The organism is Acidimicrobiales bacterium (genome assembly GCA_035630295.1).
In the GTDB taxonomy this organism is placed as follows: domain Bacteria; phylum Actinomycetota; class Acidimicrobiia; order Acidimicrobiales; family Iamiaceae; genus Iamia.
Genome location: DASQKY010000042.1, coordinates 205,606 through 226,431, shown reverse-complemented (window position 1 = coordinate 226,431; position 20,826 = coordinate 205,606). Strand labels below are relative to the sequence as shown.

15 protein-coding genes are annotated in these 20,826 nt (G+C 74.6%); 6 read left to right on the top strand and 9 right to left on the bottom strand.

The window, feature by feature from the left end; all coding sequences use genetic code 11:
* The first annotated feature begins 209 nt into the window (after positions 1-209).
* Complete coding sequence (locus tag VEW93_11330; protein ID HYI62381.1) at positions 210-1,955, top strand: PQQ-binding-like beta-propeller repeat protein; 1,746 nt, start codon at positions 210-212, stop codon at positions 1,953-1,955.
* Between the two features lie 49 nt (positions 1,956-2,004).
* On the top strand, positions 2,005-4,608 hold the full coding sequence (hrpB, locus tag VEW93_11325) for an ATP-dependent helicase HrpB (GenBank protein HYI62380.1): 2,604 nt from the start codon (positions 2,005-2,007) through the stop codon (positions 4,606-4,608).
* Positions 4,609-4,631: 23 nt separating this feature from the next.
* On the opposite strand, the gene VEW93_11320 is transcribed toward hrpB, so the two are convergent.
* The 3 genes from VEW93_11320 to VEW93_11310 all read right to left on the bottom strand — a co-directional run bounded on the left by VEW93_11320 (position 4,632) and on the right by VEW93_11310 (position 8,214).
* The gene (locus VEW93_11320) at positions 4,632-5,234 is read right to left on the bottom strand and encodes a hypothetical protein (protein HYI62379.1); all 603 of its coding nucleotides are present in this window, start codon (positions 5,232-5,234) and stop codon (positions 4,632-4,634) included.
* A 98-nt stretch (positions 5,235-5,332) separates the two neighbouring features.
* Positions 5,333-5,779: a hypothetical protein gene (locus tag VEW93_11315; GenBank protein ID HYI62378.1), complete on the bottom strand. Its 447-nt coding sequence runs from the start codon at positions 5,777-5,779 to the stop codon at positions 5,333-5,335.
* 1,064 nt (positions 5,780-6,843) lie between these two features.
* Complete coding sequence (locus tag VEW93_11310; GenBank protein ID HYI62377.1) at positions 6,844-8,214, bottom strand: Glu/Leu/Phe/Val dehydrogenase; 1,371 nt, start codon at positions 8,212-8,214, stop codon at positions 6,844-6,846.
* Positions 8,215-8,443: 229 nt separating this feature from the next.
* Between VEW93_11310 and VEW93_11305 the strand changes: the two genes are divergently transcribed.
* From VEW93_11305 to VEW93_11295, 3 genes are all read left to right on the top strand, one after another.
* On the top strand, positions 8,444-10,537 hold the full coding sequence (locus VEW93_11305; GenBank protein HYI62376.1) for a RecQ family ATP-dependent DNA helicase: 2,094 nt from the start codon (positions 8,444-8,446) through the stop codon (positions 10,535-10,537).
* A 135-nt stretch (positions 10,538-10,672) separates the two neighbouring features.
* A complete protein-coding gene (locus VEW93_11300) occupies positions 10,673-11,839 on the top strand; it encodes a Fic family protein (GenBank protein ID HYI62375.1) in 1,167 nt (388 codons plus the stop codon).
* 100 nt (positions 11,840-11,939) lie between these two features.
* The gene (locus tag VEW93_11295; protein HYI62374.1) at positions 11,940-12,968 is read left to right on the top strand and encodes an oxygenase MpaB family protein; all 1,029 of its coding nucleotides are present in this window, start codon (positions 11,940-11,942) and stop codon (positions 12,966-12,968) included.
* Here VEW93_11295 and VEW93_11290 read toward each other — a convergent pair.
* From VEW93_11290 to VEW93_11280, 3 genes are all read right to left on the bottom strand, one after another.
* Positions 12,956-13,765: a family 1 encapsulin nanocompartment shell protein gene (locus VEW93_11290; GenBank protein HYI62373.1), complete on the bottom strand. Its 810-nt coding sequence runs from the start codon at positions 13,763-13,765 to the stop codon at positions 12,956-12,958. The two genes, VEW93_11295 and VEW93_11290, sit on opposite strands and share 13 nt — an antisense overlap.
* 27 nt (positions 13,766-13,792) lie before the next feature.
* Positions 13,793-14,200 (bottom strand): ferritin-like domain-containing protein, encoded by a 408-nt coding sequence (locus VEW93_11285; GenBank protein HYI62372.1) that lies wholly within the window; start codon positions 14,198-14,200, stop codon positions 13,793-13,795.
* A gap of 91 nt (positions 14,201-14,291) precedes the next feature.
* Entirely contained in the window at positions 14,292-14,717 is a 426-nt protein-coding gene (locus VEW93_11280; protein ID HYI62371.1) for a PaaI family thioesterase, read from the bottom strand.
* A 120-nt stretch (positions 14,718-14,837) separates the two neighbouring features.
* Here VEW93_11280 and rsgA point away from each other — a divergent pair, with 120 nt between their 5' ends.
* The gene (gene rsgA / locus VEW93_11275) at positions 14,838-15,878 is read left to right on the top strand and encodes a ribosome small subunit-dependent GTPase A (protein ID HYI62370.1); all 1,041 of its coding nucleotides are present in this window, start codon (positions 14,838-14,840) and stop codon (positions 15,876-15,878) included.
* A 103-nt stretch (positions 15,879-15,981) separates the two neighbouring features.
* On the opposite strand, the gene VEW93_11270 is transcribed toward rsgA, so the two are convergent.
* The 3 genes from VEW93_11270 to VEW93_11260 all read right to left on the bottom strand — a co-directional run bounded on the left by VEW93_11270 (position 15,982) and on the right by VEW93_11260 (position 20,784).
* Complete coding sequence (locus VEW93_11270; GenBank protein HYI62369.1) at positions 15,982-16,911, bottom strand: DUF4214 domain-containing protein; 930 nt, start codon at positions 16,909-16,911, stop codon at positions 15,982-15,984.
* Positions 16,908-19,211 carry an Ig-like domain-containing protein gene (locus VEW93_11265; GenBank protein ID HYI62368.1) on the bottom strand — a complete coding sequence of 768 codons (2,304 nt, stop codon included), beginning with the start codon at positions 19,209-19,211 and terminating at the stop codon, positions 16,908-16,910. The genes VEW93_11270 and VEW93_11265 overlap by 4 nt, the downstream gene beginning before the upstream one ends.
* 130 nt (positions 19,212-19,341) lie before the next feature.
* Positions 19,342-20,784: a sensor domain-containing diguanylate cyclase gene (locus VEW93_11260; protein ID HYI62367.1), complete on the bottom strand. Its 1,443-nt coding sequence runs from the start codon at positions 20,782-20,784 to the stop codon at positions 19,342-19,344.
* Between the last annotated feature and the right edge of the window lie 42 nt (positions 20,785-20,826).

Below are 20,826 nucleotides of genomic sequence, written 5' to 3'. Positions count from 1 at the left end.
CCACGCCGGTCCGGTCGCCGGCCCGGTGCCGGAGGGCCCCGTGCGGCCCGTTCGGCCCGGGCGGGGCGACGATCCGGCGGCGATCCACGGCGTCGAACCTACGGCCTGGGCCACCGATCCGGGGATCGCTTCCCCGAGCCCACCGGCGGGCGGCGAGTAGCGTGGCCCCGGTCCCACCGGGCGGTGACGGACCGACGAGGAGCGCCCCCATGTCCCGTCCGTCGAGCTGCAACCGCTGCGGCGGGTCGCTGCCCCCACCTGACGACGACGACAACATCGTCTGCCCCGGGTGCGGCCTGTTCCACCACGTGGGCGACAGCGGTCCGGGCCTGCCCCCGCCACCGCCATCGCCGCCCCCGCCGACCCCGCTCGGGGGCCCGGGCGCCGCCGCTCCCGGGGGGCCGTTCGGGGCCGGGGCCGCGGTCGGAGCCGGGGTGCCCACCTTCGGCCCCACCGCGCCCCCGGCCGCCGGCACCACCCCGACGCCCGGCCGCCGGCGCCGGCGAGGGCCGGGCCTCGGGTGCCTGCTGGCCCTGGTCATCCTGGCCGCCACGCTGGTGCCCATCGGCTTCGCCGTCTACCAGGCCGGCCGGGCCGTCTCCCGGGCCGGCGGCGGCGACACCGACCTGGAGCTGACCGTCACCACGGGGGACAGCGAGGTCGTCACCGGCGCCGGGGGCCGGCCCACCGAGGTCGTGGGCCTGGCCCAGCCCGTGGGCTCCGGCGACCGCGTCGTGGCCCGCGTGGCCATCGACGGCGAGGTGGCGTGGACGGCCCCGGTGGTGCCGGCCGACGTCTACTCGGCCCAGTTCCGGGTCACCGACGACCTGGTCCTGGCCAGCCTGGGGGCCGAGGTGGTGGCCCTCGACCGGGCCACCGGCGCCTCCCGGTGGCGGGCCAGCGCGTCCGACGAGGTCGACCCCCGCTGCCGCCACTGCTTCGCCGTCCTGGGTGACACCCTGGTGGTGCTGGGGCGGGATGCCACCGTGACCGCCCTGGACGTGGCCGACGGCTCGGGCCGATGGAGCCGCCGGCTGGAGTCGCCCCGGGGGTCGACCCACGTGGTGGGCGGGACGTTGCTGGTGGTGGACCAGGTCGACCTCTCCGGCCCCGCCTCGCTGGCGGTGACCGACCCGGCCACCGGCGAGGTGGGCGGGCGCATCACCCCGTCCTGCCCCGACCCGGCCTACCCGGCCGAGCTGGCCCAGGTCATCGCCTTCCAGCCCGACTCCCCGGTGATCCCGGTGCCGGGCAGCGATGACGTGGTCCTCGCCTTCGGGTCCACCACCACCTGCGTGCAGCGGTGGACGCTCCCCGATCCCCGGATGCGGTGGTCCCGGGCGGCGGAGCTGGGCTCCGGCCTGACCGATCCCACCACCACCGCGGACGGCACCGACTTGGTGATCTCCGACTCCTCGGCGCTGGTGCACGTGGGCCTGTCCGAGGGCTCGATGACGGCCCTGCCCCTGCCCCGGGACACGGCCCCGGCCGGGCCCGCGGTGCTGGCCGGGGGCCGGCTGGTGACGGCGGTGACCTCCAGCCGGGGCACGGCCCGCCTCAGCCTGCTGGCTTTCGACCTGCGCCGGGGCGAGGCGCTGTGGGACCGGGCCCTGCCCCGGGGGGTAGAGGCCTTCGACCTGAGCCCCGATCGCTCCACCGAGACCCTGTTCGCCGGCGACGCCCGGTTCCTGCTGGCCCCGGCCGGCGCCGACGACGTCGCCCTGGTCACCCTGGCCTCCCCCGGGCAGCGGCTCACGGTGGAGCACGTGGCCGTGGCCACGGGCCGAGCCCGTCCGGTGGGGCGCGACACCTTCGCCCTCCGCTACGAGGGCAGCACCAGCCCGTCGGCCCGCATCGAGCGGGTGACCGGGGGGCGGGTGGTGTTCACCACCGAGTCCATCCCCCAGGTGCTCGACCTGGCCACCGGTCGCGTCACCGAGGGCTGGGCCGGCTGACCAGCGGGCCGGCCCGGTCCTCGGTGACGCGGTCCTCCACACTGGCGGGGTGACGGCGCCGCCCCCCACCGACCTGCCGGTCGAGGCCTGCGTCCCCGCCCTCCGCCGGGCCCTGGGCCAGCGGGGCGTGGCCGTGCTCCAGGCGCCGCCGGGCGCGGGCAAGACCACCGTCGTGCCCCTCCGGTTGCTGGACGAGCCGTGGCTGGCCGGCCGGCGGATCGTGGTCCTGGAGCCCCGCCGCCTGGCCGCCCGGGCCGCGGCCCGGCGCACGGCCGAGCTCCTGGGCCAGCCGGTGGGGTCCACCGCCGGCTACCGGACCCGGGACGAGGACGTCACCGGCCCGGCCACCCGCATCGAGGTGGTGACCGAGGGCATCCTGGTCCGACGGCTCCAGCGCGACCCGTCCCTCGACGGGGTGGGGTTGGTGGTCCTGGACGAGGTCCACGAGCGCAACCTGCACACCGACCTGGCCCTGGCCCTGCTGCTCGACGCCCGCACCGCCCTGTGCCCGGAGGTGCGGGTGCTGGCCATGTCGGCCACCCTCGACGCCGACCGGCTGGCCGAGGCCCTGGGCGACGCCGACGGGCCGGCGCCCACGGTGGCCAGCGAGGGCCGCCAGCACCCGGTGGCCCTCCGGTGGGCCCCACCCCGGGACCGCGAGCGCCCCGACGCCCACACGGTGCGGGTGGTGCGGGAGGCGGTGGCCGCCGAGGAGGGCGACGTGCTGGTGTTCCTGCCCGGGGCGGCCGACATCCGGCGGGTGGGTGACGGGCTGCGGGGCGATGCCCTCCCCCCCGCCGTCGACGTGCGCCCCCTCTTCGGCGCCCTGCCCCCGGCCCAGCAGGACCAGGCCCTGGCCCCCTCGCCCCCCGGGCGGCGGCGGGTGGTGCTGGCCACCGACATCGCCGAGTCCAGCCTGACCGTGGCCGGCGTGCGGGTGGTGGTCGACGCCGGCCGGGCCCGGGTGCCCCGCCTGGACCCCCGCCGGGGCCTTACCCGGCTCACCACCGTGACCGCCTCCAAGGCCTCGGCCGAGCAACGGGCCGGGCGGGCCGGGCGCACCGGCCCGGGGGTGGCCTACCGCCTGTGGTCCGAGGCCGACCACGCCCCCCGGGCCCGGTTCGCCACCCCGGAGATCGCCCAGGTCGACCTGGCCGGCCTGGCCCTGGAGCTGGCCCTGTGGGGGGCGGCCGAGGACGAGCTGCGCTTCCTGGACCGGCCGCCGGCCCCGGCCCTGGCCGCGGCCCGGGCCCTCCTGGCCACCCTCGGCGTCCTCGACATCGACGGGCGGCCCACCGCCACCGGACGGGCCGCGGCCGGCCTGCCCCTGCACCCCCGCCTGGCCCGGATGGTGGTCGACGGGGACCGGGCCGGCCACGGGTGGGAGGCGTGCCTGCTGGCCACCGCCCTGGAGGAGCGGGACGTGCTGCGGGGCCGGCCCGGCGAGGTCCCGGTCGACGCCGCCGAGCGGCTGCGGGTGCTGGCCGACGAGCGGGCCTCGCACCCGGCCGCCGACGACGGGGCGGTGGGGGGCGCCCGCCGCCGGGCCCGGCAGGTGGCCCGCCGGGCCGGGGTCCGCCCCCGGGGCGCCGTCGACCTGACCGCCTGCGGCCCCCTCCTGGGCCTGGCCTACCCGGACCGCCTGGCCCAGGCCCGCCCGGGAGGGCGGGTCCGGCTCCGGAACGGGACCGGGGCCGCCCTGCCCGAGGGCGACCCGCTGGCCGGCGAGCCGTACCTGGTGGTGGCCGACCTCGACACCGCCCCGGACGGCCCCGGGGCCCGGGGGCCGGGGGCGGGGCGCCGGGTCGGCGGGGGGCGACCGGGACCGGGGCCGGCGGTGCCCGGCGGGCACCGGGTGCGCATCGCCGCCGCCCTGGACGAGGCCGACGTGGTGGCCCTGGGGGGCGACGCGGTGGAGACGGTGACCGAGGTGGGGTGGGACGAGGGGCGCGACGACCTGCGGGCCCGGACCGAGCGGCGGCTGGGGGCCCTGGTCCTGTCGGCCCGCGATGTCGCCCCCCCGCCGGGGGCGACGACGGTGGCCGCCCTCCTGGCCCACGTCGGCCAGCGGGGCCTGGGCGTCCTGCGCTGGACCGAGGGCGCCCGCCGGTTCCAGCAACGGGCCACCTTCGCCCGCCGGGCCCGGGTCGGGGCGGGGGAGGAGTGGCCCGACCTGTCCGACGAGGCCCTGCTGGCCGACCTGGAGGCCTGGCTCGGGCCCCGGTTGGACCGGGCCACGGGGCGGGCCGGCCTGGAGCGTGTGGACCTGGCCCACACCCTCCGGGAGCGCCTGGGGTGGCCGTGGCTGGGGCGCCTGGACGAGGTGGCCCCCGACCGGGTGCCGGTGGCCTCCGGCCGCCAGGTGGCCGTCGACTACGCCGGGGAGGCCCCGGCCCTGCACGTCCGGGTCCAGGAGCTGTTCGGTACCGCGGTGCACCCGACGGTGGACGGGGGCCGGGTGCCGCTGGTGCTCCACCTGCTGTCGCCGGCCGGGCGCGACGTGCAGGTCACCGCCGACCTGCCCGGCTTCTGGGCCGGCACCTGGGCCGAGGTCCGCCGGGAGATGGCCGGCCGCTACCCCAAGCACCCGTGGCCGGCCGACCCCGCCACCGCCGAGCCGCCCCGCCCCCGGAACCGGCCCCGATCCTCATAGAGAGGGCTCGTGTCCTCGTGAGCTCAGTCGAACAACTCAGCAGGCGACATGAAGGCAGACCGCACAATCGAAGATGACAGCAGCATCTTGCGTCGCTCGCCCTCCACATGGAGCGCAACAACACACGAAGGGGCTGGGCGTCCGGCCATGACCAGGCATCCCACCCCCTCAGCCACGTGGAAGTCGACGAGTCGGCCATCAACTTCGACCTGTTCCACGGTCCACTCGGGATCGAAGGGCACACGTTCCGGACTGGCGATGAGCGATCTCACTTCGCGCACCAGACCGTCCCGCTCCATGCGGACGTGGTCGATCGCGGCAGATGGTCCGTACCAGCAGGTTCGTACCAGCACGTTGGCGGTGGCACGACCTGAAACTCCATTTCGACCGACAAGATCGACATGCCCACTGACGCCGTCATCGAGGAATGAGCTCAGATAGCGCATGCTCACATTGGAGGAATCGTCTTGCAGCCAATACATAGGGCGGTCGCTCTGAAGAAAAGCTTCGTACAGTGCCGCGGCTTCTGACTTCGCCGCCGCAATCGACCTCCTCCCAGCAAAGCGCGCGAGGGCGCTCTGTTGCTTCAGGCGCCGCTTCGCCGCCTTGTTCGGTTGATCAGGCATCTGCAGTCCCCATTTCCGCGCCCCAGAGTAACTGCGATCTCGGAGACCACAGCCGCCATCTACGGACCCAGTGCGCTTCAACTATTCACAGGGCGGAATCAACCAGGTTGAAACTGCATAAGATAGGAGGCCGTGGAATCCTCCTCCATGGCAGTAGGGTCAACGGTCCAAATACCAAACACTACTGCATAAAGGTTCTGATCCAGTGGTGGTACGGAAATCTGAACACTTGACGTGCCGTTCTGATACCCACTAAAAGGGCAGCTCGGTGGAACTTCAAACCCTTTCATTTCACACAAGATCTCATGGATCGGTTCCGCGACCGGCTCCCCCGTTACCGGATGCACGGAATCAAATAGCTGCACATGGAGAATGCTCGGGGGAGCAGGACTATCGAAGTAGAGCAAGCCCTGCTGATCTCCTGGAGGCAATGATGTGGCTGCGGGCCAATCGATGGGTAGCGAAGGCTCTTCTAAGAGAGTTGCCTGCGCATCGTGGTTACTACGCTGCTGCCCTGCGCGGGTTGACCAATCGGCAGCTATCACCTGTAGCGATGGCAGCGCCATGAGATCGTCAGATGCAGGGAAGGAAGTAGGCCCACCGGTCAGGCCGGCCTTAGCTGGGACACCAAGTGCGAAATGTGCGCTCGGCACACTTTCGGGCACCTCTGGCCACAACGTGGTGCCCGTCGCCCACGGACTCAGGGACGCTTGATCCCCTGAAGATAGAGCCCACGCTCTGCTCGTCGTAAAGATCAGCAAGGCAGTCACAACCCCACCGAGCGTCACCCACCAACGGAGGTACCTCCTTACGCTACTCGGCAAAGGCGCAACGGCCATCGTTCTCCTCCTCTATTCTCCTAGCAATGCTAGTGACACTCTGAGCTTGGTACGTTCGGCCGCCCTCTATGCTTGAGCCTTGCGCAGTCTGGCGGTAGTTGAAAGTGCCATCACACTCGTCACTCGCATGTGATTCAATGAAGGCACGGCCAAAGTTGGAATTACTGCCAGGAGAGCCGATCTTCTGCCAGCCCCACCACCGGTGTCGCCACAATTGGTTCTTGATTGCGAGCTTCGTCACAGGGATGCCGGTCCCACATGAGATGTCCGAGGTGGCGTTGATTCTGGTGCACTTTGGTACGACATGACCCGAAGGGTGAGGGTGATGGGCGCTCAGCTCACAGGATTAGGTGAATATTCACCGCCTCCGAGATTGCATCCACCGAACAACGCGGGAAACGCCATCAGTGCCGCTACGGCCAAGACTGGCATCGTGCGGCGCCGCCACAAATGCTTATCCGCAACATCTTCTCTGATGCCGGTCTGCATTACTGTCAGGCGCGCACATGAATGCGACATCTATAGTCCGTCCTCCCCGTCGGTTGATGCTCTAGTCCACCTCTAGATGGGCGAAGCTAAACACAGACAATTGCCCCACGTCAACCATTTCCTGATCGGCCTAGAGGCGCACCACGGTGAGGGGTAGATCGGAAGTACGGAGGACCTCAGACAGCCGGACGGGGGCCGACTCACTCGCAACCTCTTCCAGTTACCTCTCAGGCCCGAAGGCCTTCGGCGAGACACATGTGCCCGTCATCAATCCAAGGAGGTCAGGCCCGGCCGTCGTTGAAGTAGGCGTGGGTGCCGGTGGCCTCGACGGCGGCGGCGATGCGCTGGAGGGCGTGGACGTAGGCCGCGGTGCGCAGGTCGCAGCCCCGCTCCTCGGCCCGGTCGAGGATGTGGTCGGTCTCCCGGACCATGATCTCGTGCAGCCCGTCGTTGACCTGGTCCAGGCTCCAGGACAGACCGGAGCGGTTCTGGACCCACTCGAAGTAGCTGACGGCCACCCCGCCGGCGTTGGCCAGGATGTCGGGCAGGACGTCGATGCCCCGCTCGGCCAGGATGGTGTCGGCCCGGCTGGTGGTGGGCCCGTTGGCCACCTCGACCACCAGCCCGGCCCGGATGTCGTGGGCGTTCTCGGCGGTGATGACGCCCTCCAGGGCGGCGGGGATGAGCACGTCGACGTCGAGCTCCAGGAGCTGGTCGTTGCTGATCTCGGTGGCGTCGACCATCTCGCACACCGCCCCGTCGCAGTAGACGGCCCGCAGCTCGCGGCTCTCGTTCTTCTGCTGCATCAGGCTGGGCACGTCGAAGCCGTCGTCGGAGTGGATGCCGCCCTTGGAGTCGCTCACGGCCACGACGCGGTAGCCATCGGCGTGGAGGAGGCGGGCCACGTGCTGGCCGGCGTTGCCGAAGCCCTGCACCGCCACCCGGACCTCCCCCGGCTGCCAGCCCCGCCGGGCCTCGATCTGCTTGATGGCGTAGTAGGCGCCGCGCCCGGTGGCCTGGTCCCGGCCCAGGCTGCCTCCCAGGGCCAGGGGCTTGCCGGTGATGACGGCCGGCGTGCGGCGGCCCCGGGCCTTGGAGTACTCGTCCATCATCCAGCCCATCACCATCTCGTTGGTGTAGACGTCGGGCGCCGGGATGTCGGTGTCGGGGCCGATGAAGTCGCCGAAGGCCGAGACCACGCCCCGGCTGAGGCGCTCCAGCTCCATCCGGGACAGCTCCTTGGGGTTGACGATGACGCCCCCCTTGGCCCCGCCGAAGGGGATGCCCACCACCGCGCACTTCAGGGTCATCCACAGGGCCAGGGCCTTGACCTCGCTGAGGCTCACGTCGGGGTGGTAGCGGATGCCGCCCTTGCCCGGCCCCCGGGTGTCGTCGTGGCGGACCCGGTAGGCCTCGAAGGTCCGCAGGGAGCCGTCGTCGAGGCGGACCGGGACCGCCACCTGGAGGATGGCCTTGGGGTGGCGGAGGCGCTCGACCACCTCGGCGTCCACGCCGCCGAAGGCGGCGGCGTGGTCCAGCTTGCGCAGGGCGTCGACGAACACGTCGCCGTCATCGGCGGACGTGTCGGCCACGGGGGCGGCGGGCGGGTCGCCGCCGTCGAGGCCGGTGTCGGTGCTGGTGTCGTCGGCCACGGCGGCCTCCCTCGCTCGCCCACGGGCGGAAGCACCGGGTCGCGGCCCCGCTCCACCCCGCCAGGTGGCGGTCACCCGGCGCCGACAGTGTGGCGCGCCCCGGGCCGCCGCGCTGGGGGGACCGGCCCCCGGGCCGGCGCCGGCGCCGCGACCGCGGGCGGAGCCCGGCCCCGCCGTCGGACCGGGGCCAACCGGACCGGGTGTCCCACGGGGTGGCCATGATGGGGCGATGCCCCCTGCCCCCGCCGTCCCCCTGGCCGACCGGGCCCAGGAGCTCCTGGCCGCCCTGGCCGGCCCCGACGCCCGCCTCCGCCCCGAGCAGCTGGCCGCCATCGAGGTCACCGCCGGCCGGGACGGGCGGGCCCTGGTGGTGCAGCGCACCGGGTTCGGCAAGTCGGCCATCTACTTCATCGCCACCAAGCTGCGCCGCGAGGCCGGCCACGGGCCCACGCTGGTGGTGTCGCCCCTGCTGGCCCTGATGCGCGACCAGGTGGCGGCAGCCGAGCGGCTGGGCGTGCGCTCGGCCACCATCAACTCCACCAACATCGACGACTGGGACGCCATCGAGGCCGCGGTGGCCGCCGGTGAGGTCGACCTGCTCTGCATCAGCCCCGAGCGGCTCAACAACCCCGGCTTCGTGCACCGGGTCCTGCCCCGCCTGGCCGCCGGGCTGGGGATGCTGGTGGTCGACGAGGCCCACTGCATCAGCGACTGGGGCCACGACTTCCGCCCCGACTACCGCCGCATCCGCGACGCCATCGCCGGCCTGGCCCCGGGCACGCCGGTGCTGGCCACCACGGCCACGGCCAACGAGCGGGTGTGCGCCGACGTGGCCGAGCAGCTCGGAGCCGACGTCACCGTCATGCGGGGCACACTGGAGCGCGAGTCGCTGCACCTGGGCGTGGCCCAGCTCCCCACCCTGGCCCACCGGCTGGCCTGGCTGGCCCAGCGCATCCCGGCCGTCCCGGGCACCGGCATCGTCTACTGCCTCACCGTGGCCCAGACCGACCAGGTGACCGCCTTCCTCCGGGCCGAGGGCATCGACGCCGTGGCCTACTCCTCGGCCACCGACCCCGACGACCGGCTCCGCCTGGAGGCCGCCTTCAAGGCCAACCGGGTCAAGGCGTTGGTGGCCACCTCGGCCCTGGGCATGGGGGTGGACAAGCCCGATGTCACCTTCGTGCACCACCTGGGTGCCCCACCGTCACCGATCGCCTACTACCAGCAGGTCGGGCGGGCCGGCCGCTCCGTGCCCCGGGCCGAGGCCTGGCTCCTCCCCGGGGAGGAGGACCGGGCCATCTGGTCGTGGTTCGCGTCGGTGGGCCTGCCCCCCGAGCCGCTGGCCCGCCGGGTGCTGGACGCCGTGGCCGAGGCCGGCGGCGTGCCGGTGGGCGTGGTCGACCTGGAGCGGGCCGTGGACCTGCGCCGGGGCCGACTGGAGACCCTGTTGAAGATCCTCGACGTGGACGGGGCGGTGGCCCGCGACGGCCGGGGCTGGGTGCTCACGGACCGCCCGTGGACCTACGACACCGAGCGGGTCGAGCGGGTGCGGGCGGCCCGGTCCGCCGAGGCCGACGCCATGGTGGCCTACGCCGAGGGCCGGGACTGCCTCATGGCCTTCCTGCGCCGGAGCCTGGACGACCCGTCGGTGGAGGACACCGGCTGTGGCCGGTGCACGGTGTGCACCGGCGCCGGCGACCCGGTGGCCCTCGACCCTGCGGTGCTGCGCCGGGCCGTGGAGCACCTGCGGGGCATCGACGTGCCCCTGGAGCCCCGCAAGCAGTGGGCCCGGGGTTTGGCCGATCCCAAGGGCAACGTGAAGGCCGGCGAGCGGGCCGAGGAGGGCCGGGCCCTGTCCCGGGTCGACGACGCCGGCTGGTGGCCGGTGGTGGCCCGGGCCCGGGCTGCCGGCGCCCCCGACGACGAGCTGGTCGAGGGCCTGGCCGCCACCCTGAAGCGCTGGCCGTGGGCCGACCGCCCCACCTGGGTCACCTGGGTGCCCTCCACCCGCCACGAGGCCCTGCTGGCCGCCACCGCCGAGCGCCTCGGGGCCCTGGGCTCGCTGCCGGTGGCCAACGCCGTGGTCCGCCGCCGGCCCGCCGCCCCCCAGGCCGACCAGCAGAACTCGGCCCACAAGCTGGGCAACGTGTGGGGGGCCTTCTCGATCGAGGCCTCGGAGCTGCCCGGCGCCGAGGTCCTGGCCGGGCCGGTGCTGGTCCTCGACGACCTGTGGGACTCGGGCTGGACCATGACCGTGGTGGCCGCCCTCCTGCGCCGGGCCGGCGCCGGTGCCGTCCTCCCCCTGGCCCTGGCCCGGCGGTGACCTCGTCGGAGGCGGGGGCCGGCTAGCCCCAGCGCCGACGAGATGTTCGACCCTGTCGCTTACACCACCCATCAACAACGGGGTATGTCGCTTGATTATCGACATACATAGTTGATATCTGTACCCTGAACCAGGATGATCTACCGGTCCCCGCCCCTGGAGGGCGCCGACGAAGCTGTCATCGAGAAGATCGACGAGCTCCGCCATGCGCTGCGCTACTACGTGGTGGCCCCGCGCCGATGGATCGGAACGCTCCGCCGGGCCACCGTCGCTCGCGCCGTGCAGGGGTCGAACTCGATCGAGGGCTACCACGCCAGCGTCGAGGATGTGGCCGCCGTCCTGGACGACGAGGAGCCCCTGGACGCCAGCTCCGAGACCCGGGCCGCCATCGCCGGCTACCGGGACGCCATGACCTACGTCCTCCGCCTGGCCTCCGACCCTCCCGCCATCGACACCAGCCTGCTGCGCGCCCTGCACTTCATGATGCTGAAGCACGACCTGCCCCGGAACCCGGGCCAGTGGCGGCCCGGGGCGGTGTGGGTCGAGGACGGGGACGGTGAGGTGGTGTACCAGGCCCCGGATCGGGACCTCATCGACGGGCTGGTGACCGAGACCCTGGACCAGGTTGCCGCTGACACCGGCCCCGTGCTGGTCCGGGCGGCCATGGCCCACCTGAACCTGGCCCTGGTGCACCCGTTCTCGGACGGCAACGGGCGGATGGCTCGGTGCGTCCAGACCCTGGTCCTGGCCTCGGACGGCGTGGTCACACCCGAGTTCTCCAGCATCGAGGAACACCTGGGCCACAACACCCCGGCGTACTACGGGGTGCTCACCGAGGTGGCCCAGGGGTCGTGGTCCCCCGAGCGGAGCGCCCGCCCGTGGGTCCGCTTCTGCCTGGCCGCCCACTACCGGCAAGCCCAGACCGTCCTCCGTCGCGTGCGGGAGACCGAGGCCCTGTGGGATGCCTGCGAGCAGCTCACCCGTCGACACCGGCTCCCGCCCCGGACGGTCGACGCCCTGTGCGACGCGGCCCGGGGTCGCCGGCTCCGCCGGTCCCTCTACCTCTCGCTCACCGTGGCGGGCAGCGGGGAACCGATCACCGAGGCGACCGCCACCCGCGACCTCCGAGCCCTGGTGGCCGCCGGCCTCCTGGACCCCCAGGGCGAGAAGCGCGGGCGGCTCTACGGCCCGACGCCGGAGCTCCGCCAGGCCTGGCTCGACATCCGGGCCCAGCGCCCCCCGCGCCCGACAGATGACCCTTACGCCGAAGCCGGGCAACGGGTCTTGCCGGGCATCGGCTGACCGCGTTCGTTGCCCGATGGCCACCCGCGCGGTACAAGATGCGGATCGTGTTGCTCTGCTGCTCGTCGGTGAGTGACCGGTACCGACCTTCGGAGGCCCGATGACCACCACCGCCCCCTCCGGGAGAGCGTCCACCGGCGTCCTCGCCCTGCCCTCGGTGGGGTGGCGACCTCCCCTCCCCACCCCCGCCGAGCTGGCCGTGGGGCTGTCGGCCGGCATGAGTGGGCGCCTGGCCGCCCCCCTCCTGGCCGGCCCCCTCCAGGTCGCCTTCGGCCGGGCCCTGGGCGGCGAGCGGCCGGCCGAGAAGAGCGACGCCGACATCGAGGGCTGGGGCGACCCCGGCTGGTTCGGCCCCGGCAGCGCCACCTGGGCGGTCCACGGCGACCACTCCATGCTGGTGAGCGGGTTCGCCGCCTTCGCCCTCCAGGCCCTCCACCCCCGGGCCCTGGCCGGCGTGGTCGAGCACAGCGCCTTCGACGACGACTTCATGGGCCGGACCCGCCGCACCGGCGAGTACGTCCTGAACGTGAGCTTCGGCACCACCCGGCAGGCCGAGCGCTTCACGACCATGCTGCCCCGCATCCACGACCGGGTGGTGGGCACCGCCCCCGACGGGCGGCCCTACGCCGCCAACGAGCCCGAGCTGCTCGACTTCGTCCACGTCACCCAGTTCGTGGCCACCGCCGCGGCCCACCAGCGCTTCGGGAGCCACCCCCTCGACGACGCGGGCCTCGACCGCTACATCGCCGAGAACACGAGGGTGGGCGCGGCGGTGGGCGTCCTCGACCCGCCCACCACGTGGGACGAGGCCATGGCCGCCCTCGATCGCCACCGCCCCAACCTGGCCATCGGCGAGCAGGCCAGCGAGGGGTTGCGCTACCTGGCCTCGCCCCCGTTCCTGCCGGCGGCGGCCCGGCCCCTGTGGCGGGCCCTGCACACCGGGGCCCTGGCCTGCCTGCCCCCCTTCGCCCGCCGGCTCATGGGCCTGGGCCGGCCCAACCCGGCCGACGTGGCCCTGTGCCGGGGCCTGGTCCGCAGCCTGGGCGCGCTGCTCCCCCCGCCCGCCATCGCGGTGGAGGCCCGGCGCCGGCTGGCCCGGCCCCGGGTCGACGGGCCTCAGTCGGTGTAGCGGAGGGCGATGGCGGCCTCGGGGGAGGGGGCCTGGAAGGCCACGCTCTCCTGGAGCTCCAGGGTCACGGCCTCGGCGTCGTGGCTCACGAAGGCGATGGAGGTGTCCTGGCCCACGGTGAGCTGGAAGTCGCCGCCCCGCTGGCTGAGCACGATGGCGCCGTCGACGGCGGGGGCCCAGACCACCGGGCCGCCCAGGATGAGGTGGAGGTGCTGGAGGATCGGGTAGCCGCCCCGCTCCGTGGTCTCGATGACGCCGCGGTAGCAGCGGGGTCCCAGGGCCATGGCGTACGGCCCGCTCACGCCGGCCGCCTTCAGGGTGGCCACCGCCTTGGCCACGTGGTTCGGGTAGCGGTCGAACTCCTCGGTCAGCTCCACCGGCTGGTGGGGCGAGGCGGGGCCGATGCCGGTGATGCCCGCGGCCGGGTAGCCGTTGAACACCAGGGCGTCCTCGGCCAGGGCCAGGTCCCGGCCGGCGTCGTCCAGCGGGGCCAGGTCGGCGTCACTGGCCCCCCGGTCGACGGCCTCCAGCTCGGGCCGGGCCAGGGTGAAGCGGCGGCGCAGCTCCACCATGGGCAGCACCCGCCGCTGGGCCGCGGTGACCCCGTCGTGGAGCGAGGCCCCGAGGTCGTCGGCCCGCCCCAGGCTGACGGCCGAGTGCTCCCACCCGCAGGGGCCGACGAAGTCCACCAGCTTTCGGGCGGCGAGGAAGTGCTCGAGCGTGCGCTTGGCGTCGGAGTCGATCTCGGCCCACGCCGCGTCGGAGATGGGGGCGAGGTCACGGAAGAGGTGGTTCACGGGGAGGTCTCCAGGGGGGCGGTGCGGTCAGAACGAGGCGTCGTGGGCACGGAGGCTGCCGATGCCGAGGCTGCCATCGGACGGGGCGGCGGGCGGGGCCGGGTGGTCGTCGGCGGGCACGGCGCCGCCCTCGCCGGTGGCCTCCTCCTCGACGGCCAGGACGGAGCCGTCGGTGAACAGGTAGGTGCGCAGGTTCTGGTCGAGGCAGGGGTCGCGCCGTCGCAACCACTCCAGCGTCATGACCGCGTGCTCCTTCTCCTCGTCCCGGTTGTGGGCCAGGAGAGCGGCCAGCTCCTCGTCGTCGGTGGCGTCGACGCGCTGGTCGTACCAGTCGACCGCCTCCAGCTCCTCCATCAGCGACACGATGGCGCGGTGGTGGTCGAGCGTCCGGGCGCTGAGCTTGTCGAGCGGCTCGTGGTAGCCCTCGCTGGTCACGGGCGCTCCTCGGGGGGGTCGGGCGGCGGGACGGGTCGGAGTCTCCCTGCCCGGCCGCCGGCCTCGCAACCGGCGACCACCCGCATGCGGTTCACCGGACCGCCTCGGCCATGTTCTGCAGGCGGACCTGGCCCCGGGCCACCAGCTTGTCGGCCTCGTCGCGGACCTCGACCAGCCACAGCTGCTGGGTGCGGCCCCGGTGGACGGGCGTGGCCCGGGCCGTGACCTCCCCGTCGCGGATGGCCCGTAGGAAGTCGGTGTGGTTGGAGACGCCCACCACCTGGCCCCGGTCGCCGAGCCACAGCGCGGCGCCGATGCTGGCCGCCGTCTCCACCAGGGAGCACCACACGCCGCCGTGCACGATGCCGTAGGGCTGGTGGAGGTGGGGCGCCACCGGCAGGCGGAGCACGACCTCGTCCGGCCCGACCTCCTCGTAGGCCAGGCCCAGGGTCTCACCGAAGCCGCTCACGGGGGGCCCGCCGGCCGCCAGGTCGGCGAAGGGGTCGCTCTCGGCCACGGGGTCCTCCAGGGTCGGGCGGCGGGGGCCGCTGTCGGGGGCGAGGGTACCGACGAGAGGCGGGCGCGCCTCGGGGCGCTCCCCCATGGGCCCCGGCGCGGTGTGGCAGCCTCGGGGGCGATGCCGCTCCCGCCGACCTCCGACCCGGCCGGCCCCTTGGTCGGCTTCGGGTGGTCGGAGCGGTGGGCGACGCGGGCCGCGGCGGCCACCGGCGACCGGGAGGGGGTCCGGCCGGGGCGGGTGGTGCGCCACGACGGGCTGACCGTGACGGTGGCCACCGCCGAAGGGGTCGCGCCGCTGCCCGTCCTGGCCGCGGTGGAGCCGCGGCCGGTGGTGGGCGACTGGGTCCTGGCCGACGACGCGGTGTGCGCCACCCTGGAGCGCACGTCCCTGCTGCGCCGCCGCGACCCCATGCGCGACGCCGAGCAGCCCATCGCCGCCAACGTCGACATCGTGGTCATCGTGTGCGGGCTGGATCGGCCGGTGAAGCCGGGCCGCCTCCAGCGGGCCACCGCCCTGGCCCGCGACGCCGGGGCCGACCCGCTGGTGGCCCTGACCAAGGCCGACCTGGCCGCCGACCCGGACGGGGCCCGCGACGAGGTGGAGGCCGGCAACCCGGGGGTCGAGGTGGTGGTCACGGCGTCGGCCACGGGGCGAGGCATCGCCGCCCTGCAGGAGGCCTGCCGGGACCGGACGGTGGTGCTCATCGGCGAGTCGGGGGCCGGCAAGTCCAGCCTGGCCAACGCCCTGGCCGGGGTGGACGTGGCCGCGGTGGGGGCCGTCCGGGCCGGCGACGCCAAGGGCCGCCACACCACCACCTCCCGCCAGCTGCACGTGCTGCCCTCCGGGGGCGTCCTCATCGACACGCCCGGCATCCGGGCCGTCGGCCTGTGGGGCGACGTCGACGCCATCGCCGGCGCCTTCGAGGACGTGGAGGGCCTGGCCGGGGCGTGCCGGTTCTCCGACTGCGCCCACACCGGCGAGCCGGGCTGCGCGGTGGAGGCGGCGGTGGTGGCCGGGCACCTGGCCCGGGCCCGCCTCGACGCCTGGCACGCCCTCCAGGACGAGGCCGCCGAGGCCGAGGAGAGGGCGGAGGCCCGGGCCTGGCGGGCCGGCGAGGGCCGGCGCCCCACCCCGGCCCGCCGACCGCGGCGGGGCTGACCGGAGACCCGGGCCGACGGCGACGGTCGTCCGCACCCCGGGGGGAGGGGCGCGAACGACCGTCGGGAGCCTTTCGGGCCGGCGGCGGCAGGAACGCCAGCGGTCAGGCGCCGGGTGGGCACACCAGGGCGAGGGCGCCGCCCGCCAGCCACACGGGGTCGCGGCCCCACGTCGCCCAACGGTCGGTCAGGGTCTGGATCTGGTCGTCGGTGGCCGACGGGCTCCCGCAGGCGGCCACCAGCGCGGTGCGCACCGCCACCCGGGTGGCCTCGGGCGTGCGCCCGAACCGGAGGGCGATCCGGTACCGCCCGGCCGGGGTGTCGGCGGCGGCGATGCGGGACCGCCAGTAGGCCAGGTCGGCGGTGGAGGCGGCCCGGCCCAGGTGGACGCGGAACAGGGTGAGGGCCAGGCCCTCGGGGTCGCCCCCCGACCGCTGGTAGGCCTCGGCCGACGCCAGCAGGGTGGCGGTCAGCTCCTCGACGGTCATGTCCCCGGCCAGGCGCCCGGCCCAGTAGGCCCGGCCGTCGGCGTCGGCGGCGCGCCCCATCACGTCCACGTAGCGCCGGGCCACCACCAAAGCCCGGCCCTCGGGGGTGCGGGCCATGCGGGCCACGACCTGGTGGGTGGTGGCGCCCCCGTCGAGGACGGAGAGCCAGTACGCCACCCCACCGGGGTCGGCCGGGCGACCCAGGACGACCTCGAAGGCCCGGCGCACGAACGCCTCGTTCACGGTGTGGACGGTGAGGGAGGTGCTGGTCGAGGACGGGAACAGGTCGCCGTCACCGCTGTAGTCGGCGGTCACGGTGTGGTCCCCGACGGCCAGGCCGGTGAGGGTGGCGGTGGCCCGGCCCGACCCGTCGAGGGCGAGGGGGGCGCCCACCGGGGTGCCGTCCACCGCCACCTGTACGGTGCCGCCGGCCGGGACGGGGGTGACCTCCAGGTCGACCTCCACGTCCTCGCCCACCGCGGCGATGGCCGGGCGCACCTCGCCCACCGTGGTGGTGGAGGGGTTCCGGCTGACGGTGAAGGTCACCGGGGACGAGGTGGAGGGCAGTGGGCGTCGCCGCCCGAGTAGCTGGCCGACACGGTGTGGTCACCGGCGGGCAGGTCGGAGACGGGGGCGCTGGTGGCCGTGCCCCCGACCACGCCCACCGGCGCGCCGACCGGGTTCCCGTCCACCGAGAACTGGACCGCGCCCCCGGTGGGTCCGGGGGTGACCGTGGCCGTGAAGGTCACCTCGTCACCCCGCTGGGGGGCGGCCGGGGCCACGACCACCCCGGTGGTGGTGGTGCGGCGGGCCACGGTGAAGGCGACGGGGCCGGAGGTGGACATGGCCCGGGTGGCGTCGCCGGAGTAGGCGGCCACCACCACGTGGGCGCCGCGCTCCAGGCCCGAGGCCACCGGGCTGGTGGCCGTGCCCCCGGCGACGGCCACGGGGCCACCCAGGGCCACGCCGTCGAGCGTGAACTGCACGGTGCCGGTGGCCCCGGGCGGGGCCACCGTGGCGGTGAAGGTGACGCCCTCGCCGACCAGGGGGGCGGTGGGAGCCAGGGCCACCGTGGTGGTGGTCAGGGTCTTGCCCACCGACACGCCCCCGGTGCCGGTGGAGCCGGCGTGGTCCCCGTCACCGGAGTACACGGCGGTGACGGTGTGGTCGCCGGGGGCCAGGGAGGAGGTGGGGGGGCTGGTGGCGCTGCCGCCGGACACGGCCACCGGCCCCCCCAGGGGGGTGCCGTCGACCGAGAACTGCACCGTGCCGGTGGCCCCGGCCGGGAACACCTCGGCGGTGAAGGTCACGGCCTGGCCCACCGACGGGGCGGACGGGCTGGGCACCACCGTGGTGGTGGTGCCGATGCGCTCCACGGTGAGGGTGGCGGGGTCGGTGGTCGCCGTGGCCGTGCCGGTGGGGTTGGAGAAGACGGCCCGGTACTGGTGGCCGTCGTGGTCGCCGCTGGCGGTGACGGCGAGGGTGGTGGCGCTGGCCCCGGGCACGGGGTCCCACGTGGCCCCGTCGTCGGTGGAGACCTGCCAGGCCACGCTCCCGGCGCCGGTGGCGGCGGCGGTGAACACGGCCTGCTGGCCGGCGGTGACGGTCTCGTCGTCGGGGTCGTCGGTGACGGTGGGGGCGGGCTGGCCCGTCACCGTGACGTCCTGGGAGACGGTGGAGGAGCCCGGGATCAGCGACGACGCCACGGTGGCGGCGATGGTGCCCGTCCCGCCGGCCGTCCCGGTGGCCACCACGTCCCAGGTGACCGGGGAGCCGGGCTGGGTGGCGCCGCTGCTGGTGACGCGGAAGTTGCCGGAGGGCAGCTCGCCGACGGGCCGCATGCCGCCCACGGTGCCGGTGCTGTTCTCGGCTGCGATCCGGAAGGGCCGCGCCGGCGGGGTGGTCATGGTGGAGTGGTCGTAGGTGAAGTAGATGGTCTCGGCCGGAGCCGTGTCCGTGGCGCACTCGGGATCGTCGGCCTGGATCCAGAGCTGCGCCTTGCGCATCGTGTCGGTGCCGTACTCGAACATCTCCCACTGGACCACGATGAAGTACGGCCGGTTGCACGGAGAGAAGCCCTCTCCGGTCGGGGCCACGGTGGCCAGGCGGAGGGCGCCGCCGCCGGCCGGGGTCAGGTCGGTCCAGAAGGGGGCCAGCACGTTGTCGGGTCGGCCGGCGTTGGGCACGTCCTGGGGGGTGGCGGTGGCGTCCTTGGCCGTGTCGGCGCCGCCGACGACGATGTAGCCGTTGGCCGAGACGCCGAGGCCGACGTAGACGCCGCCGCTCCAGCGGAAGGGCTGGGTGGTGATGTTGAACATCTGGTCGTCCTGGATGGGCGTCGGCGGGATGGCCAGGCCGGGCGTCTGCAGCGGGTAGTAGCCGGCGAAGGTGGCGCCGGCGTTCACCTGGATCGGCGAGGAGCTCGCCGGGGGCAGGGGGGCGTCCTCGGCGGTGGCCGTCCCCCCGGACGTGGAGGCCCCCAGGGTGGCCCCGGTGACGGCCAGCTCGGCGTCGCCGGTGGCGCTCAGGTCGACCGTCGTCGCCGTGGTGGTGGTGTTCCGGGCCTGGAAGGAGCAGGTGGTCTGGGCGCCGTGGGCCACCGACGAGGGGGAGCAGCCCAGCGACTGGATGGTGACGTCACCGATGGCCCGGGGCGTGGCCGATCGGGACGAGGACGAGGGGCCCTTGGTGCCCGCGAACCGGGCCCCCACGGTGGGCTGGCCGACGGCCCGCCACGATGGCGGGGCCGGGTCCTGGGCCGAGGCCGGGACGGCGGCGGCCCCGAGGGTGACGAGGGCCAGGACGGCCCCCAGGACGAAGCGGCGGCGGCCATGAGCTCGAGGCATGGAGGTGCTCCCCGGGTGCTGGTGAGGGCACGACCCCCGCGGACCGTGCGACGACGCGAGATCCACCCCGGATCCTCGCCGGCGCCACCTTATCACTACGCAGAGGAGGTTTATGGGGGCCATCTCACCACTATGGGTGGGTGGCCGGAACCTCACGACAGGAGAGGGCCTGCACTCCGCCGGCCCGGGCCGGCAGCGCGGCCCGCCGGGCCCGGTGGGCCCGCTTGCGCTCGTACATGGCCTGGTCGGCCCGCTCCAGGACGTCGCCCGGCTGGTCGGACGGGAGGCTGGCCGCCACCCCCACCGACGCCGTGACCCGGATCTCGTCCTCGCCCACCAGGAAGGGACGGGCGATGGTGGCGGCGATGTCGCGAGCGGTGTCGTGCGCGTCGCCCTCCGACACCGGGGCGGGCAGGAGCACGCACAGCTCGTCACCCGACAGGCGGGCCACCAGGTCGGCCGGCCGGACCACGGCCCGGATGCGGTCCACCGCCTCGACCAGCACCGCGTCTCCGGTGGCGTGGCCGTGGCGGTCGTTGACGGCCTTGAACCCGTCCAGGTCGGCGTAGAGCAGGAACAGGCGCCGCGGCCCCCGCAGCTCGCGCTCCAGCCGGGCCAGCAGCCGCGACCGGTTGGCCGCCCCGGTGAGGGCGTCGTGGTCGGCCCGGTGGCGGAGCTCGTCCTCGGTCCGGCGCCGGTCGCTCACGTCCCGACCGATGACGTAGACCAGGCCGGCGTCCAGGTCAGGCTGGACCTCCAGCTCCAGCCACACCTCGTGGCCACGGCGGTGCAGGAAGCAGCGCTCGACCCGGCGCGGGGCGGCGGCCTCCGGGCTCCCGGGGGCTGGTGCGGGCCGGTCCTGCGGGCCGGGGGCCATGAAGGCGGCCCGGTCCTGGCCCACCATCTGCTCGGGGGTGTAGCCCAGGACCGCTTCGCAGGCTGGGTTGACCGAGCGGATCCGCCCGTCCAGGTCGAAGGAGGCGATCAGGTCGCTGGTGCCGTCGCAGACCACCGTGGCCAGGCGCTGGTGCTGCCGGACGGCGCTGACCGTGGAGCCCAGCAGGGCGCCGATCACGGTCACGATCAGGACGCGGACGGTGACGAAGGCGGGCTCCAGGGGGAGGTCGGCCCTCGTGTGGACCACCACCGACCAGGTGGCGGTCATCAGGCCGGCGCCCAGGCCGGCGGCGATGCCGCCCCGGCGCCCCCACCGCATGGCCCCCTCGGCCGCGATGACCAGCGGCAGCATCTGGACCGGGTCGGTGGGATCGCGCAGGAGGTTGGCCAGGACGAGGGACATGACCGCGACGTCGGCGGCCATGGAGGCGACACCCAGCCGGTGCAGGGCCCGGGGGGCGAGCGGCCGGCTCAGGACGGCGCCGGTGGCGGCCCAGGTGGCGGCGACCAGGGCGATGCCCAGCCACCCCAGCCAGGCCCGGTCCCCGGGGTAGAGGGCCGACTGGATCACGCCGACGGCCAGGCACCAGCCCCGGCACCGTTGGATGGCGGCCTCGGTGCCCCGGCGGGCGCCGTGGTCGGCCCGGGCCCGTCGCCACGCCAGGTCGATGTCCACTGGTTGTGTCGCCGCCCGTGCCACGAAGAACTGATCGTCGGA